Origin of the sequence: Klebsiella pneumoniae complex sp. WS1778 (assembly GCF_049472055.1) — a bacterium.
In the GTDB taxonomy this organism is placed as follows: domain Bacteria; phylum Pseudomonadota; class Gammaproteobacteria; order Enterobacterales; family Enterobacteriaceae; genus Klebsiella; species Klebsiella quasipneumoniae.
This window is the reverse complement of sequence record NZ_JBKGTJ010000003.1, coordinates 651990-668220: the sequence shown is the minus strand read 5'-3', so window position 1 is coordinate 668220 and position 16231 is coordinate 651990. Positions and strand designations below refer to the sequence as shown.

General features: G+C 58.3%; 14 protein-coding genes and 5 tRNA genes. 3 read left to right on the top strand and 16 right to left on the bottom strand.

Annotated features, from left to right (window positions below; all coding sequences use genetic code 11):
- Window positions 1-101: 101 nt before the first annotated feature.
- From emrA to leuA, 3 genes are all read left to right on the top strand, one after another.
- The gene (gene emrA / locus ACLEXF_RS17815) at window positions 102-1274 is read left to right on the top strand and encodes a multidrug efflux MFS transporter periplasmic adaptor subunit EmrA (RefSeq protein WP_004205697.1); all 1173 of its coding nucleotides are present in this window, start codon (window positions 102-104) and stop codon (window positions 1272-1274) included.
- Between the two features lie 15 nt (window positions 1275-1289).
- On the top strand, window positions 1290-2828 hold the full coding sequence (gene emrB, locus ACLEXF_RS17810; protein ID WP_002914342.1) for a multidrug efflux MFS transporter permease subunit EmrB: 1539 nt from the start codon (window positions 1290-1292) through the stop codon (window positions 2826-2828).
- A 136-nt stretch (window positions 2829-2964) separates the two neighbouring features.
- Entirely contained in the window at window positions 2965-4641 is a 1677-nt protein-coding gene (gene leuA, locus ACLEXF_RS17805; RefSeq protein ID WP_017901451.1) for a 2-isopropylmalate synthase, read from the top strand.
- Here the strand turns inward: leuA and ACLEXF_RS17800 are convergent.
- The 16 genes from ACLEXF_RS17800 to pncC form a co-directional block, all read right to left on the bottom strand.
- The gene (locus ACLEXF_RS17800) at window positions 4620-5387 is read right to left on the bottom strand and encodes an AraC family transcriptional regulator (protein ID WP_032456498.1); all 768 of its coding nucleotides are present in this window, start codon (window positions 5385-5387) and stop codon (window positions 4620-4622) included. The genes leuA and ACLEXF_RS17800 overlap by 22 nt on opposite strands.
- Window positions 5388-5439: 52 nt before the next feature.
- Complete coding sequence (gene luxS / locus ACLEXF_RS17795; RefSeq protein WP_004205694.1) at window positions 5440-5955, bottom strand: S-ribosylhomocysteine lyase; 516 nt, start codon at window positions 5953-5955, stop codon at window positions 5440-5442.
- 165 nt (window positions 5956-6120) lie between these two features.
- Window positions 6121-7677 carry a glutamate--cysteine ligase gene (gene gshA / locus ACLEXF_RS17790; protein WP_004205693.1) on the bottom strand — a complete coding sequence of 519 codons (1557 nt, stop codon included), beginning with the start codon at window positions 7675-7677 and terminating at the stop codon, window positions 6121-6123.
- A 66-nt stretch (window positions 7678-7743) separates the two neighbouring features.
- Window positions 7744-8172 carry a YqaA family protein gene (locus ACLEXF_RS17785; protein ID WP_004205691.1) on the bottom strand — a complete coding sequence of 143 codons (429 nt, stop codon included), beginning with the start codon at window positions 8170-8172 and terminating at the stop codon, window positions 7744-7746.
- The gene (gene yqaB, locus ACLEXF_RS17780; protein ID WP_004205690.1) at window positions 8169-8735 is read right to left on the bottom strand and encodes a fructose-1-phosphate/6-phosphogluconate phosphatase; all 567 of its coding nucleotides are present in this window, start codon (window positions 8733-8735) and stop codon (window positions 8169-8171) included. The genes ACLEXF_RS17785 and yqaB overlap by 4 nt, the downstream gene beginning before the upstream one ends.
- Before the next feature lie 125 nt (window positions 8736-8860).
- Window positions 8861-9175 (bottom strand): BON domain-containing protein, encoded by a 315-nt coding sequence (locus ACLEXF_RS17775; RefSeq protein ID WP_004205689.1) that lies wholly within the window; start codon window positions 9173-9175, stop codon window positions 8861-8863.
- Window positions 9176-9530: 355 nt separating this feature from the next.
- Window positions 9531-9607: transfer RNA gene (locus ACLEXF_RS17770), tRNA-Arg, on the bottom strand.
- A gap of 96 nt (window positions 9608-9703) precedes the next feature.
- Window positions 9704-9780: transfer RNA gene (locus ACLEXF_RS17765), tRNA-Arg, on the bottom strand.
- A gap of 61 nt (window positions 9781-9841) precedes the next feature.
- Window positions 9842-9918: transfer RNA gene (locus ACLEXF_RS17760), tRNA-Arg, on the bottom strand.
- Between the two features lie 150 nt (window positions 9919-10068).
- Window positions 10069-10145: transfer RNA gene (locus ACLEXF_RS17755), tRNA-Arg, on the bottom strand.
- 4 nt (window positions 10146-10149) lie between these two features.
- Window positions 10150-10242, bottom strand: a tRNA-Ser gene (locus ACLEXF_RS17750).
- 322 nt (window positions 10243-10564) lie between these two features.
- Entirely contained in the window at window positions 10565-10750 is a 186-nt protein-coding gene (gene csrA, locus ACLEXF_RS17745) for a carbon storage regulator CsrA (protein ID WP_000906486.1), read from the bottom strand.
- A gap of 363 nt (window positions 10751-11113) precedes the next feature.
- Window positions 11114-13741 (bottom strand): alanine--tRNA ligase, encoded by a 2628-nt coding sequence (gene alaS / locus ACLEXF_RS17740; protein WP_048295425.1) that lies wholly within the window; start codon window positions 13739-13741, stop codon window positions 11114-11116.
- A gap of 250 nt (window positions 13742-13991) precedes the next feature.
- Complete coding sequence (recX, locus tag ACLEXF_RS17735; protein ID WP_004205687.1) at window positions 13992-14492, bottom strand: recombination regulator RecX; 501 nt, start codon at window positions 14490-14492, stop codon at window positions 13992-13994.
- 70 nt (window positions 14493-14562) lie between these two features.
- On the bottom strand, window positions 14563-15621 hold the full coding sequence (recA, locus tag ACLEXF_RS17730) for a recombinase RecA (RefSeq protein ID WP_004205686.1): 1059 nt from the start codon (window positions 15619-15621) through the stop codon (window positions 14563-14565).
- Between the two features lie 90 nt (window positions 15622-15711).
- Window positions 15712-16209: a nicotinamide-nucleotide amidase gene (gene pncC / locus ACLEXF_RS17725; RefSeq protein WP_004205685.1), complete on the bottom strand. Its 498-nt coding sequence runs from the start codon at window positions 16207-16209 to the stop codon at window positions 15712-15714.
- Between the last annotated feature and the right edge of the window lie 22 nt (window positions 16210-16231).

The following is a 16231-nucleotide window of genomic DNA, read 5'->3' as shown; positions in this document are numbered from 1 at the left end:
TACGTTGCAAGGAAAACAGCCAGGCCAGCAGATCTCTGCTGGCCTTTCTGATAAACAGGTCGGCTCAGCCGATGTGAAATAATAAGATCGTGGAGAATAACATGAGCGCAAATGCGGAGAGCCAAACCCCGCAGCAACCAGGCAGCAAAAAAGGGAAGCGTAAAGGCGCCCTTCTGTTGCTGACATTGCTCTTCATTATTATTGCCGTGGCATATGGGATTTACTGGTTTCTGGTACTGCGTCACTACGAAGAGACCGACGATGCCTACGTGGCAGGGAACCAGGTACAAATTATGGCCCAGGTCTCGGGCAGCGTGACCAAAGTCTGGGCTGACAACACGGACTACGTGCAGAAAGGCGATCCGCTGGTCACCCTCGATCAGACCGATGCCCAACAGGCGTTTGAGAAAGCCAAGACGCAGCTGGCCGCCAGCGTGCGTCAAACCCGTCAGCAGATGATCAACAGCAAGCAGCTGCAGGCGAATATTGACGTCAAAAAGACCGCCCTCGCCCAGGCGCAGGCTGACCTGAACCGCCGCATCCCGCTGGGCGCGGCGAACCTCATCGGCCGCGAAGAGCTGCAGCACGCCCGCGACACCGTCGCCAGCGCGCAGGCCGAGCTTGACGTGGCCATCCAGCAGTACAACGCCAACCAGGCGATCGTGCTGGGTACCAAACTCGAACAGCAGCCGGCGGTGCTGCAGGCGGCGACCGAAGTGCGTAACGCCTGGCTGGCCCTGCAGCGTACGCAGATCGTCAGCCCGATTAGCGGCTACGTTTCCCGTCGCTCGGTACAGCCTGGCGCGCAGATCGGCACCACCACGCCGCTGATGGCGGTGGTTCCGGCAACTAACCTGTGGATCGACGCTAACTTTAAAGAGACCCAGCTGGCGCATATGCGCATTGGCCAGCCGGCCACGGTGATCAGCGACATCTATGGCGATGACGTGAAATACACCGGCAAGGTGGTTGGTCTGGATATGGGGACCGGGAGCGCCTTCTCCCTGCTGCCGGCGCAGAACGCCACCGGTAACTGGATCAAAGTGGTACAGCGTCTGCCGGTCCGCATCGAACTGGATGAAAAACAGCTGGCGGAACACCCGCTGCGCATCGGCCTCTCGACGTTGGTAGAAGTTAACACCACCGATCGCGATGGCGAAATGCTGGCAAGCCAGGTGCGGAGCTCCCCGGTCTACGAGAGCAACGCCCGCGAAATCGCTCTCGATCCGGTCAATAAGCTGATAGACGAGATCATTCAGGCCAACGCCGGATAATTCGGGGTGAGTGTAATGCAACAGCAAAAACCGCTGGAAGGCGCGCAGCTGGTCATCATGACCATTGCGCTGTCGCTCGCGACGTTCATGCAGGTGCTGGATTCCACTATCGCCAACGTGGCGATCCCGACCATCGCCGGTAACCTTGGCTCATCGCTGAGCCAGGGGACCTGGGTCATCACTTCGTTCGGGGTCGCTAACGCCATCTCCATTCCGATCACCGGATGGCTGGCCAAGCGCGTGGGCGAGGTGAAGCTGTTCCTGTGGTCCACCACCGCTTTCGCCATCGCCTCCTGGGCCTGCGGCGTCTCCAACAGCCTGACGATGCTGATCTTCTTCCGCGTCATTCAGGGGATTGTTGCCGGGCCGCTGATCCCGCTGTCGCAAAGTCTGTTGCTCAGCAACTATCCGCCGGCGAAACGCTCTATCGCCCTGGCGCTGTGGTCGATGACGGTGATCGTCGCTCCCATCTGCGGCCCGATCCTCGGCGGCTATATCAGCGATAACTACCACTGGGGATGGATCTTCTTTATCAACGTGCCCATTGGCGTGGCGGTGGTGCTGATGACCCTGCAGACCCTGCGCAACCGGGAAACCAAAACCGAACAGCGGCGTATCGACGGCGTCGGCCTGGCGCTGCTGATCATCGGTATCGGTAGTCTGCAGGTGATGCTGGACCGGGGCAAAGAGCTGGACTGGTTCTCCTCCAATGAAATTATCATTCTGACCATCGTGGCGGTGGTGGCGATAAGCTTCCTGATCGTCTGGGAGCTGACCGACGATAACCCGATTGTCGATCTGTCGCTGTTTAAGTCGCGCAACTTCACCATCGGCTGCCTCTGCATCAGCCTGGCCTACATGCTCTACTTCGGGGCCATCGTGCTGCTGCCGCAGCTGTTGCAGGAGGTCTACGGCTACACTGCGACCTGGGCCGGCCTGGCGTCAGCGCCGGTGGGGGTGATCCCGGTCATTCTGTCGCCGATTATCGGCCGCTTTGCGCATAAGCTCGATATGCGGCGGCTGGTTACCTTCAGCTTTATCATGTACGCCGTCTGCTTCTACTGGCGCGCCTGGACCTTCGAACCGGGGATGGACTTTGGCGCCTCGGCGTGGCCGCAGTTTATCCAGGGCTTCGCGGTGGCCTGCTTCTTCATGCCGTTGACCACCATCACCCTTTCCGGCCTGCCGCCGGAGCGGCTGGCGGCGGCGTCGAGCTTGTCGAACTTCACCCGTACCCTTGCTGGCTCCATCGGGACCTCGATCACCACCACCCTGTGGACCAACCGCGAGGCGCTGCACCATGCGCAGCTCACCGAATCGGTGACGCCGTTCAACCCCAACGCGCAGCAGATCTACGATCAGCTGCAGGGGATGGGAATGACGCAGCAACAGGCGTCCGGCTGGATAGCACAGCAGATAACCAACCAGGGGCTGATTATCTCCGCCAACGAAATCTTCTGGATCTCAGCGGCCATTTTCATCCTGCTGTTGGGACTGGTATGGTTCGCCAGACCCCCGTTCAGCGCCGGCGGCGGCGGCGGCGGCGCGCACTAAGCCTCACATTAAGGGACCTGCGGGTCCCTTTTTTACGCCTTCAGGTTGTCCAGTTCTCGCTAGTTTCTGTCTCGTTTGCGAAAGCCCGCCCGCCGGCGCTCGGGCAGGATAAAGGCAGACCATTAAGGAGAACACTATGCTGAGCCATCCTGCTGAAAAGTACCGTCCCTATCCGCCGATCGCCCTTCCCGACCGCCGCTGGCCTGACCGGCAAATCAGCCACGCCCCACGCTGGCTGTCGACTGACCTGCGCGACGGCAACCAGGCGCTGGCCGAGCCCATGGACAGCGCCCGCAAACTGCAGTTCTGGGATCTGCTGCTGGAGTGCGGCTTTAAAGAGATTGAGGTCGCCTTCCCTTCCGCTTCACAAACCGACTTCAACTTTGTCCGCCAGCTGATTGACGAACAGCGCATCCCGGAGGATGTCACTATCCAGGTGCTGACCCAGGCGCGAGACCCGCTGATCCTGCGCACCTTTGAGGCGCTGCGCGGCGCCCGCCGGGCCACCGTCCACCTCTACAATGCCACCGCGCCGCTGTTCCGCGAGCTGGTTTTCGGCATGGACAAGGCCGAGGTGATCGCCCTCGCGACCCGCGCCACCCGGCTTATCCGTCAGCAGTGCGAACAGCAGCCGGAGACCCGCTGGCAATATGAATATTCGCCTGAAACCTTCTGCTTCACCGAGCCCGAGTTTGCGCTTGAGATTTGCGAAGCGGTGGCGGATGTCTGGCAGCCCTGCGCCGAGCGACCGATGATCGTCAATCTGCCGGCGACGGTGGAAGTCAACACCCCGAATGTCTATGCCGATCAGATCGAATATTTTTGCCGCCACTTCTCCCGCCGCGGCGAAGTCTGCATCAGCGTGCATCCGCACAATGACCGCGGCACCGGCGTCGCCAGCGCCGAGCTGGCGGTGATGGCCGGTGCCGACCGGGTGGAAGGCTGCCTGTTTGGCAACGGCGAACGCACCGGCAATGTCTGTCTGGTGACGCTGGCGATGAATCTCTACAGCCAGGGCATCGACCCTGAGCTTCGCTTCGAGCAGATGAACCGGGTGGTGGAAGTGGTGGAAAACTGCAATCAGATCCCCGTTCACCCGCGCCACCCGTGGGCGGGAAGTCTGGCTTACACCGCCTTCTCCGGCTCTCATCAGGATGCGATCAAAAAAGGATTTGATGCCCGTCAGCCTGGCGACCCGTGGCGGATGCCCTATCTGCCGATTGACCCGCAGGATATTGGCTGCAGCTATGAGGCGGTGATCCGCGTCAACAGCCAGTCGGGGAAAAGCGGCAGCGCCTGGCTTATCGAACAAAATCATGGCCTGAAGCTGCCCCGCGGGCTGCAGCAGGACTTCAGCCAGCACGTTCAGCAGGTCACCGATAGCGACGGCAAAGAGATGACCCACCATGCGCTGTGGCAGCTGTTCCGCACGCGCTACGGGCTGCAGACGCAGTCTGCGCTGACGCTGGTCGATTATCAGAGCGCCAGCCAGCAGGATGGCCAGCTTTCCCTGCAGGCAACGCTGCGTCACCACGGCGAAACCCGACGCCTGCAGGGCCAGGGCAACGGCCTGCTCTCCGCCGCAGCCAGCGGCCTCAGCGCGCTGTTTCGGCAACCGTTTATGATCAAGGACTATCATGAGCATACCCTCGGCGCGCGCAGCGACAGCCGGTCGGTGGCCTATATCCGCTGCGTTTTTCCGCAAGGAGAAAGCTACTGGGGCGTGGGTATCGATAATGACGTGGCGCGCGCCTCGCTGCAGGCGCTGTGCAATGCGCTCAGCGCCGCCGATCAGGCCGGGGGACGAAAATAGTCGCTGGGGGCGACGCCCATCACCCGACGAAACATGGCGCTGAAGGCGCTGTGGCTGCCGTAGCCCAGCTCCAGCGCCACCCGCAGCACGGAGTGGCCCTGCGCCAGGCGAATCAGCGCTTCCATTAGCTTCGCCCGGCGCACCCACTCGCGCCACGTCAGGCTAGTCTGCTGCTGAAAATGGCGGTTCAGGGTTCGCTCGCTCATGCTGCACGCCTTCGCCGCCTGGCTGCTGCTCCAGACGTCGCCCGGCGCCTCGCGCACCTGCTGGCACAGCCGGCGCAGCGTTTCGCTTTGCGGCTCCGGCAGGCCAAACGGCAGGATCGCCATCCCGCGGATCTCATCGAGGATCAGCTCATAAATCCGTTCGTCGCGGCTGGCGGGGGCATAACGCTCGGCCAGCGCCAGGGAGGAGACAATCAGTTCCCGCAGCAGGGGCGTGATCTGTACGATCTGGCAGCCCGCCGGAAGATCGGCGCGCGCCAGCGGATCGATAAACAGCGTTCGCGCCGCCACGTTGCCGGTCATGCGCAGCGCGTGCGGCGTTCCCGCCGGCAGCCAGACGCCGCGTCCGGGCGGCACCACCCAGTAGCCTGCCGGCGTCGCCACCCGCACCACGCCGCTTAAAATATGCAGCAGCTGGGCGCAGTCATGCTGATGCCAGTCTTCCTGGTCACCGTGAGCATAATCATGGGCAAAGGGCACCAGCGGGCGGTGCTGAAAGGAGAAGGTGGTGGTCGTCGTCATGGCGGCGTCGGGAAAGCGGCCCGGCGACAGGCGTCGGGCCGCGGCGGAAGCACTAGATGTGCAGTTCCTGCAGTTTTTCTTTCGGCAACGCCAGTTCGTCGTTGCTGTTGATGCGCACATCGCGCTCGATGATATGACGAGCGATCTCCTGCGCCTCTTCCAGCGAGTGCATGGTGTAGGTCCCGCACTGGTAGACGTTCAGCTCCGGGATCTGGTTCTGATCTTTCACCTTCAGCACGTCGGCCATCGCCGCTTTCCAGGCGTCGGCGACGCGCTGCTCGTCCGGCGTACCAATCAGGCTCATATAGAACCCGGTGCGGCAGCCCATCGGCGAAATGTCGATAATTTCCACGCCATTCCCGTTCAGGTGATCGCGCATAAAGCCGGCGAACAGGTGCTCGAGGGTGTGGATACCGCGCTCCGGCATCACTTCCTGGTTCGGCACGCAGAAGCGCAGATCGAATACGGTGATTTCATCGCCATGCGGCGTGTTCATTTTCTTCGCGACACGCACCGCTGGGGCTTCCATTCGGGTATGGTCGACTGTGAAACTATCTAACAACGGCATTCGTCACCTCCGGGAGTGAATTTTTTTAAAATAAAATGAACTCTTTGTTCAGCCGCGAGTCTCAGTATATGAAAGACGCGCATTTATTATCATCATCATCCCTGAATCAGAGATGAAAGTTTGGCCACAGTGATGTGGCCTTTTTCTTTTCCAGCGCTTCGACCGCTACGCGTGCCGCGCCAACAGCGCCTCAAACGGCTCGCTGTCTTCCGCTTCTATTTTCTTCTGTCGCGCCACCGACGCGTCACGCTCGGCGATGAAATCTTCTTCGCTCAGGATCTCCAGCGGCTCTTCACGCAGCTGGGTCCGGTAACGATCGGCCAGCGCACGGCCGGTTCCACCAATCCCTTCTTCAATCATAGAACGCAGAATGCGGGCTGAGAAGGTTAATTCCGGATCGTCAAAACAGGCCAGCAGCTCATCGCAGACCTGTTGATAGGCCTCGCCGCCGTGAATGCTGTCCAGCGTCTGCGCTACACGGCGTAAATCGCGGAACAGATCTTTACCCACCTGCGCCAGCGGGAACTGCGCGCTTTCGCAGCCGATGCCCAACGTTAAGCCCGGCTTACGCCCTTCCAGAATCACCCGATTCCAGTTGGTGCGGGTGCACAGCAGCTCATCGCTGCTCATCTCCGGCGCGTCGGCCAGCGCGCACCAAACCATAAACAGGTCGAGGAAACGCACCTGCTGGGCGTCAACGCCGATCGGCGAGAACGGATTGATATCCAGCGAACGCACTTCGATATACTCAATACCACCGCGCAACAGCGCATCGGACGGGGTTTCGCCCCGACGGGTGACGCGTTTCGGGCGGATCGGCGCATAGAGTTCGTTTTCAATCTGCAGGATATTGCTGTTGATCTGCAGATACTTACCGTCTTTTTCCAGCCCGATTTTGGCGTACTCTTCCGACGGCGTTTTAATCGCGCGCTTCAATCCTGCCACATACTCGTGCAGATCGTTAAACGTAATTCCGAGATTGCTTTGCGACTTATTGGTATAACCAAGGTCGCTGAGGCGCAGCGAGGTGGCGTACGGCAAGTAATACATGCCGTTGCCCGTCTCCTCAAAGGGCAGCGTCGTCGGCTTTCCTTGCAGGAACGAAGCGCAAATCGCCGGCGAGGCGCCGAACAGATAGGGGATCACCCAGCCAAAGCGATAGTAGTTACGAATTGAGCGGAAATAGCCCGCCGAAATGGCCTCTTTACCACTCTCAGCGTCTTCCACACCACATTTAGCCTGCCAGAAGGCCATCGGTAGGGAGAAGTTATAGTGCACGCCGGAGATAGTCTGCATCAGCGCGCCATAGCGGTTCTTCAGCCCCTCGCGATATAGCGTTTTCAGGCGCCCCACGTTAGAGGTGCCGTACTGCGCCAGCTCAATATCCTGACCGGGGGCGATATAGCATGGCATACTCAGCGGCCACATCCGCTCGTCGCCAAGCTGACGCGCGGTATAGCGATGGACATCGCGCATAAAGGTCAGCATATGCTCAATATCGCCGTCCACCGGCGTAATAAACTCGAGTAAAGCTTCGGCAAAATCGGTGGTAATCCATTTATGCGTCAGCGCTGAGCCTAACGCCGGAGGGTGACCGGTCGTTGCAAGGGTGCCGTCTGCGTTCACGCGCAGCGTCTCCCGCTCCAGACCACGTTGAATACCCTGCAGGGCCTGCGGATGTTTTTCCAGCCAGGCCAGCGCCTGTGATACGTCCGGGATCAATTTGACCTCCCGCCTGTCGAAATCGTTTGAATAAGCATAATTGTAATGGATGAACTATCAGTCCAATTAGTGCCACCACGTCATGCCCTGAAGCGTCGCTGCTGCAATGACGATATAGCGCAGCGCCTTTCCAAGGCATAAGAAAAAGAGTACCGGTCCCCAGGAAATGCGCATCCATCCCGCCAGCAAACACAGTAAATCGCCGACAACCGGCGCCCAGCTCAGCAACAGCGTAACCGCGCCGTAGCGCTTAAGCCAGCCGGCCGCCCGCTCCTGCCAGCGCGAGGTTTTGCGCAGCGGAAACAGGCGCCCCAGAATAACGTTAGTTACCCCTCCAAGGCTATTGCCGATTGTTGCTATTAATACTAACCACCACGGATGACTGACCCCCGCAAGTAGCATAGCCACCAGCACAACCTCCGAATTGCCGGGAAGTAGCGTGGCGCTTAAAAAGCTACTGGCAAACAGCGAGAGGAGTGACAGCGCATCGCTCACAGCAAACGCACGTCTACAGCGTCCATTCCCGCGCGCTTCGCCGCCTGCAGACCAAAGTCGGCATCTTCGAAGACCACGCATTTTTCCGGCGCGACGCCCATGCGCTCGGCGCACAGCAGGAAGGTATCGGGCGCGGGTTTATGGTTGACCACATGATCGGCCGCCACCACCGCGGAGAAGTAATGACGCAGGCCCAGGTGCGCCAGCAGCGCTTCGGCGACGGCGCTTTCGCTACCGGTGCCGACCGACATCGGGCGACGGCCGTGCCACGCCTTGACCACCTCGATCAGCGGCAATGGACGTACGCTGTCCAGCAGCATCGCCTTAACGGCCAGGGTTTTTTCCTGCGCCAGGCGATGTGGATCGAGATCCGCCTGGTTGAGTTCAATAATCGCCTGGGCAATCCGCCAGGTCGGTGAGCCATTGAGGGCAACCATCGCCTGTTCGTCGAAACGCATACCGTAGCGGCCCAGCACCTCATTCCATGCCTGACGATGGGTCGGCTCGGTATCGAGGATAGTGCCATCCATATCAAAGATCAGTCCTGCGTAACCTTCGTACATCGTCTTCTCACCAACCGGTTAATGAATGGTTACTGTAACGCAAAAGCCGGTCGTTGTCGCGGCCAGCGGCGCAGACGACAAAGGCGCCCACAGGCGCCTTCAGGCATCAGACCGGATAGGCGGCCTTATTTAATTCGCAGATCGTTTTCGACCATTCGCACGCCCTGCACCCGACGGGTGACTTCCACCGCCCGTTTAGCGCTTTCCGCGGAGGAGACAAATCCGCTCAGTTGGACGCGGCCTTTAAAGGTCTGGACGCTGATTTCAGAGGACTTGATGTCTTTATCGTTAAAGAGCGCCGTTTTCACCTTGGTGGTCACCACGGTATCGTCAATATAGCCGCCCGTACTCTCCTTTGTAGCCGATCCCGCACAGCCAGCGAGGGCAGTCGCCACCAGCAGCGTTGCGCAAAAAGCAGGTATTGCTTTGAACCATTTCATGGATTTCTCTCCTTGCATTTATCTCAGCCTGATAACGCTGATATACAAGGATAAATTATAGTGGAAAGCGCGGCTTGCCAATAAAAAAGTCAGGATGAAACTGGCGATGGAAAACGCGGTTATCGGGATGGTGAGAGAAGAGTGAAGATGATGCATTCAGAACGGGTGCTGCGATAATTTCGCAGCCTATGTAACAACATCGTCGTTGTTACTGAGGAGAATATGGTACATCCGGGAGGATGATTCGGCTTCGCCTCACCCTTCGGGCCGTTGCTTACGCAACGTTATCCTCCCTGGTGCTGGCGATGATTTCGCAGACCATAAAACAACATCGTCGCTGTTATTAAGGAGAATATGGTGCATCCGGGAGGATTCGAACCTCCGACCGCTCGGTTCGTAGCCGAGTACTCTATCCAGCTGAGCTACGGATGCATCGGGAAAGCTATTTTACTGCGGGGTTACTCTCCTGGCACTTACGATGGTTTCGCAAACCAGATAACAACAATGTTGCTGTTACTAAGGAGAATATGGTGCATCCGGGAGGATTCGAACCTCCGACCGCTCGGTTCGTAGCCGAGTACTCTATCCAGCTGAGCTACGGATGCATCGGGATTACTGCTGTAATTCTGATATCAAATTTCGCGATTTGCCATTCTTATTAAAGAATGGTGCATCCGGGAGGATTCGAACCTCCGACCGCTCGGTTCGTAGCCGAGTACTCTATCCAGCTGAGCTACGGATGCATCGGGAAACTTGCTTTACTACGCGTCAGTGTCACAACTAACACATGCCACACTGAGTATGACGGCCTAATCGGTAGAGTGACTCGATTATGCCTCGCACTGCGGGCCGCTGCTTTCACAGCGCTCTTCTCTCTTAATTCAGAAAGAAGATGGTGCATCCGGGAGGATTCGAACCTCCGACCGCTCGGTTCGTAGCCGAGTACTCTATCCAGCTGAGCTACGGATGCAAAATGGCGGTGAGGCGGGGATTCGAACCCCGGATGCAGCTTTTGACCGCATACTCCCTTAGCAGGGGAGCGCCTTCAGCCTCTCGGCCACCTCACCACACACGCCTCTTTCGAGTGCTTCGAAGAACTTGCTTCTGCTCTTCGTCGCTGCGATGGCGCACATATTACTTTCTGGTACTTATAAGTCAAACACTTTTTCGAGACCTTTTTTCGTTTGCACACTTCGCACGCAATTCGCGTGCAAAAACGGCAAAAAGGGCAATTTATCAACAGGAAATCAGCCCTGACGCTGGCATAATGTCAAACAACCAAAGCGGCAAAGGGTAATGAAAAGCGGTATGGTGCAGGGGGAAGAAACAGAAAAAGGGAAAAAGCGGCGATAAGTGATGCGCCTCACTGAACAGCGAGGCGCGGAAACCTTAGTAACTGGACTGCTGGGATTTTTCAGCCTGAATACGCTGGTAGATCTCTTCACGGTGTACAGATACTTCTTTAGGGGCGTTTACGCCAATACGAACCTGGTTACCCTTCACCCCTAAAACTGTCACAGTGACCTCATCTCCAATCATGAGGGTCTCACCAACTCGACGAGTCAGAATCAGCATTCTTTGCTCCTTGAAAGATTAAAAGAGTCGGGTCTCTCGTATCCCGGCATTATCCATCATATAACGCCAAAAAGTAAGCAATGACAAATACCTTACGGTATAAGCAGTCATGGCATCACATTCTGTTAAACCTAAGTTTAGCCGATATACACAATTTCAACCCGACTTTATCGTTATCGGTGTTTCTCGCGCAAGGTGCCATTTCCTTGAGGTTACGGCACCTAAACCCGCCATACTTCAAGTTGCATGTGTGTTGGTTTTCCTCGCTCACCCCAGTCACTTACTTGAGTAAGCTCCTGGGGATTCGCTGTGTCGCCGCCTTCCTGCAACTCGAATTATTTAGGGTATATGCGTTTATAGTTATTACAGTTTTGCGCTGACCCAGCCTTTCACACTGGCTAACGCTGCAGGGAGAGCAGACGCATCGGTACCACCGGCCTGCGCCATATCCGGACGACCGCCCCCTTTACCGCCCACCTGCTGAGCGACCATACCAACCAGCTCCCCAGCCTTGACGCGATCTGTCACATCCTTAGACACACCGGCAATCAGGGAAACTTTACCGTCTGCGACCGTAGCCAACACCACAACCGTCGAACCCAGCTGGTTCTTCAGATCGTCAACCATGGTGCGCAGCATCTTCGGCTCCACGCCGGCCAGCTCGCTGACCAGCAGCTTAACGCCGTTAATCTCTTCCGCTTTGCTGGAGAGGTTTGCGCTCTCCTGCGCCGCAGCCTGCTCTTTCAGCTGCTGCAGCTCTTTTTCCAGCTGACGGGTACGCTCCAGCGCGGCGCGAACTTTCTCGCCGAGATTGTGGCTGTCGCCCTTCAGCAGCTGTGCGATATCGCTGAGCTGATCGCTCTGCGCGTGCAGCATGGCCATCGCGCCCTCACCGGTCACCGCTTCGATACGGCGCACGCCAGCGGCGGTACCGGACTCAGACGTGATACGGAACAGGCCGATATCACCGGTACGCGCCGCGTGAGTCCCGCCGCACAGTTCGGTGGAGAAGTCGCCCATCCGCAGCACGCGGACGCGGTCATCGTATTTCTCGCCGAACAGCGCCATGGCGCCGGATGCGCGCGCGGCATCGATATCCATAATGTTGGTTTCGATAGCCAGGTTACGACGGATCTGCGCGTTGACCAGATCTTCCACTGCACGAATCTCTTCCGGCTTCATCGCTTCGAAATGCGAGAAGTCAAAGCGCAGCGCTTTATCGTTGACCAGCGAGCCTTTCTGCGCCACATGTGTGCCGAGCACCTGGCGCAGCGCCGCGTGCATCAGGTGCGTCGCGGAGTGGTTCAGGCGGATACGCTGACGGCGAGCCTCGTCCACATCGGCCTGCACCGCGTCGCCCACTTTCAGGGAGCCGCTGGCGACTTTACCGATATGACCAATGGCCTGGCCGTACTTCTGCGTGTCGCTGACCGCGAAGGAGAAGCCCGTGCCTTTCAGTTCGCCTTTATCGCCCACCTGGCCGCCGGACTCCGCATAGAACGGGGTCTGGTCGAGGATCACTACCGCTTCCTGACCCGCGCTGACGCTATCCACCGCTTTGCCATCGATGAACAGCGCAGTCACTTTGCCGTTCAGCTCCAGATGATCGTAACCTTTAAATTCAGAGGCGCCGTCAACGCGGATCATCGCGTTATAGTCAGCGCCGAAACCGCTGGACTCGCGCGCGCGACGGCGCTGCTCTTCCATGGCGGCCTCAAAGCCGGCTTCGTCAACCTTGATGTTGCGCTCGCGGCAGACGTCCGCGGTCAGGTCGACCGGGAAGCCGTAGGTGTCGTACAGACGGAAGGCGGTTTCGCCATCCAGGGTGTCGCCTTTCAGCTTCGACAGCTCTTCATCCAGCAGCGCCAGTCCGCGCTCCAGAGTACGGGCGAACTGCTCTTCTTCGGTTTTCAGCACCTGCTCAACCTGAGCCTGCTGCTGCTTCAGTTCTTCGCCGGCGGAGCCCATCACGGCGATCAGCGGGGCAACCAGTTTCCAGAAGAAGGTATCCTTCGCGCCCAGCATGTTGCCGTGACGGATCGCGCGGCGAATGATGCGGCGCAGCACGTAGCCGCGGTTTTCATTCGACGGGATTACGCCGTCAGCGATCAGGAAGGCGCAGGAGCGAATGTGGTCGGCAATAACGCGCAGCGACTTGTTCGTCAGATCGGTGGCGCCGGTGACTTTCGCCACGCTGGCGATCAGATCGCGGAACAGGTCGATGTCATAGTTTGAGTTAACGTGCTGCAGCACCGCGGCAATACGCTCCAGGCCCATACCGGTGTCGACGGACGGCTTCGGCAGCGGCTCCATGGTACCGTCAGCCTGACGGTTGAACTGCATGAAGACGATGTTCCAGATCTCAATGTAGCGGTCGCCGTCTTCTTCCGGGCTTCCCGGAGGGCCGCCCCAGATGTGATCGCCATGGTCGAAGAAAATCTCGGTGCACGGACCGCACGGACCGGTGTCGCCCATCTGCCAGAAGTTGTCTGAAGCAAACGGCGCGCCTTTGTTGTCGCCGATGCGGATGATTCGCTCGCGCGGGACGCCTACTTCATTGGCCCAGATGTCGTATGCTTCGTCATCGGTCTCGTAAACGGTGACCCACAGCTTCTCTTTCGGCAGCGCGAACCAGTTCTCACCGGTCAGCAGCTCCCACGCGTATTTGATGGCATCCTGCTTGAAGTAGTCGCCGAAGCTAAAGTTGCCCAGCATTTCAAAGAAGGTGTGGTGACGCGCGGTGTAACCGACGTTTTCCAGATCGTTGTGTTTACCACCCGCACGCACGCAACGCTGCGCGGTGGTCGCACGCGAATAATTACGTTTGTCGAGACCAAGGAAGACATCCTTGAACTGGTTCATCCCTGCGTTGGTAAACAGCAGGGTCGGATCGTTGTGCGGCACCAGGGAGCTGCTGGCAACTACCTGATGTCCCTTGCTATGGAAAAAGTCGAGAAACGCCTGACGGATCTCAGCGGTGCTCTTGCTCATAATTATCCTGAAATCAAGCTACACGTCATCCTTCAAGTCGCCTCTGTCCTGGCTGCGCTTGCTCTTCCGGCACCGAACTGACGTGCGTTGCGGAAGATAGTCTCTCTTGCCGCCCTGATGCAGCTTGAATGATTTTGTGTAAAGGAATAATCGCCCAGGACGCTGCCTGCACTGTCACAACCAGCGGCCCGACGGAATAAAGTGGGAATAAGATAAGTTTTCTTTACGGCGAAGTAAAATCCCGGATGGGTCAATCTGCAAAATTTCGCCAGATTTCCTGGATATCTTCCATCAGGTAGCCACGGTACAGCAGGAATCTCTGGATTTTCACTTTCTCAGCAAAGGCGGAGGGTAACGGTTCACCGTATTTACGCTGCGCCTGCGCCCTGGCAAGGCTCACCCAGTCGATGTCGCATTCGCGCATCGCCTGTTCCACGGCCTGGCGCGCAATGCCTTTCTGGCTGAGCTCCTGACGAATGCGCGCGGGGCCATAGCCTTTGCGGCTCCGGCTGGCGATGAACTGGCCGACAAAACGATTATCGTCGAGATAACGGTTTTCGATACACCAGGCAACCACCTGCTCCAGCTCTTCAGGGGTGACGTCCAGCGCCTCGGGGCCGTTTTTGCTCATTACCGGAGCAGCCAGTTTGCGCCGCAGCTCCTGTTCGCTGTGGTCGCGCATCGCCAGAATGCGGATAGCGCGGTCCAGCAGGCGGGCGTAGCCGGAGCGGCGTGATGAAGGTTCAGTCACAGGCACCTCAATAATCTAAGAAAAGCAAAAGGGCCGCATAAGCAGCCCTTTATCACTCTGTTAGACGATATCAGAAATCTTGTTCCGTTTCTTCTGCATCGTTGCCGTCAACGGCGAAGTCCGGCGTAGAGTCCTGGTTGTTGAGCAGCAGTTCGCGCACTTTCTTCTCAATCTCTTTCGCCGCCGCCGGGTTCTCTTTCAGCCAGGTGATAGCGTTCGCTTTGCCCTGACCAATTTTGTCGCCGTTGTAGCTGTACCAGGCGCCCGCTTTCTCAATCAGCTTCTCTTTCACGCCGAGGTCAACCAGCTCGCCGAAGAAGTTGATGCCTTCGCCGTAGAGGATCTGGAATTCAGCCTGTTTGAACGGCGCCGCAATCTTGTTCTTCACCACTTTGACGCGGGTTTCGCTACCGACGACGTTGTCGCCCTCTTTCACCGCGCCGATGCGACGGATATCCAGACGCACGGAGGCGTAGAACTTCAGCGCATTACCGCCGGTGGTGGTTTCCGGGTTACCGAACATCACGCCGATTTTCATACGGATCTGGTTGATAAAGATCAGCAGCGTGTTGGACTGCTTCAGGTTACCCGCCAGTTTACGCATCGCCTGGCTCATCATACGCGCCGCGAGGCCCATGTGAGAGTCGCCGATTTCGCCTTCGATTTCCGCTTTCGGCGTCAGCGCCGCGACGGAGTCGACGACGATAACGTCAACCGCGCCGGAGCGCGCCAGCGCGTCACAGATTTCCAGCGCCTGCTCGCCGGTATCCGGCTGAGAACACAGCAGGTTGTCGATATCCACGCCCAGCTTGCGCGCATAGACCGGATCCAGCGCGTGTTCCGCATCGATGAACGCACAGGTTTTACCTTCGCGCTGCGCTGCGGCGATAACCTGCAGCGTCAGGGTGGTTTTACCGGAGGATTCCGGCCCGTAGATCTCGACGATACGGCCCATTGGCAGACCGCCGGCGCCCAGCGCGATATCCAGAGAAAGCGAGCCGGTGGAGATGGTTTCTACGTCCATAGAACGGTCTTCACCCAGGCGCATGATGGAGCCTTTACCGAATTGCTTTTCGATCTGGCCCAGTGCAGCCGCCAACGCTTTCTGTTTGTTTTCGTCGATCGCCATTGTTACTCCTAATCATGCAGGGTGAAGCGTGTTCGCTTCGCCGTTAATATTTGTTCAGTTGAGGCAATTATACTGTATAGTCATACAGTATCAAGTCTTTTGTAGAAATTGTTGCCAGAGCAGATTGAGCGCGTAGGCCGTCGCCTGACGACGTACCGCTTCGCGGTCTCCGGCAAAGCATTCCCGCCGCGTCACCCCTTGTCCGCTAACGCTGGCGACGCCAAACCACACCGTCCCGACCGGCTTTTCGTCGCTGCCGCCATCCGGCCCGGCGACGCCGCTAACCGAGATGGCATAGTCCGCCCGCGCGGCGCGCAACGCGCCGATCGCCATCTCCACCACCACCGGTTCGCTCACCGCGCCGTTGTCCCGCAGCGTCGCTTCGCTGACGCCGATCATTTGCGATTTGGCCTCGTTGCTGTAAGTCACAAAACCGCGTTCAAACCACGCTGAGCTGCCGGCAATATCGGTGATGGCTTTCGCTATCCAGCCACCGGTGCAGGATTCCGCCGTGGTCACCGTCGCGCCCTGCGCCTGCAGCGCCCGGCCGACCTTCTCGCTTAGCTGCATTAATTCTGAATCGGTCATTATCGCCCCGCTTTACTCCGGA

Excerpts from the sequence above, each read along its gene's own strand:
- emrA (WP_004205697.1), top strand. The coding sequence starts at position 102 with ATGAGCGCAAATGCGGAGAGCCAAACCCCGCAGCAACCAGGCAGCAAA.
- emrB (WP_002914342.1), top strand. The coding sequence starts at position 1,290 with ATGCAACAGCAAAAACCGCTGGAAGGCGCGCAGCTGGTCATCATGACC.
- leuA (WP_017901451.1), top strand. The coding sequence starts at position 2,965 with ATGCTGAGCCATCCTGCTGAAAAGTACCGTCCCTATCCGCCGATCGCC.
- ACLEXF_RS17800 (WP_032456498.1), bottom strand. The coding sequence starts at position 5,387 with ATGACGACGACCACCACCTTCTCCTTTCAGCACCGCCCGCTGGTGCCC.
- luxS (WP_004205694.1), bottom strand. The coding sequence starts at position 5,955 with ATGCCGTTGTTAGATAGTTTCACAGTCGACCATACCCGAATGGAAGCC.
- yqaB (WP_004205690.1), bottom strand. The coding sequence starts at position 8,735 with ATGTACGAAGGTTACGCAGGACTGATCTTTGATATGGATGGCACTATC.
- ACLEXF_RS17775 (WP_004205689.1), bottom strand. The coding sequence starts at position 9,175 with ATGAAATGGTTCAAAGCAATACCTGCTTTTTGCGCAACGCTGCTGGTG.
- csrA (WP_000906486.1), bottom strand. The coding sequence starts at position 10,750 with ATGCTGATTCTGACTCGTCGAGTTGGTGAGACCCTCATGATTGGAGAT.
- alaS (WP_048295425.1), bottom strand. The coding sequence starts at position 13,741 with ATGAGCAAGAGCACCGCTGAGATCCGTCAGGCGTTTCTCGACTTTTTC.
- recA (WP_004205686.1), bottom strand. The coding sequence starts at position 15,621 with ATGGCGATCGACGAAAACAAACAGAAAGCGTTGGCGGCTGCACTGGGC.
- pncC (WP_004205685.1), bottom strand. The coding sequence starts at position 16,209 with ATGACCGATTCAGAATTAATGCAGCTAAGCGAGAAGGTCGGCCGGGCG.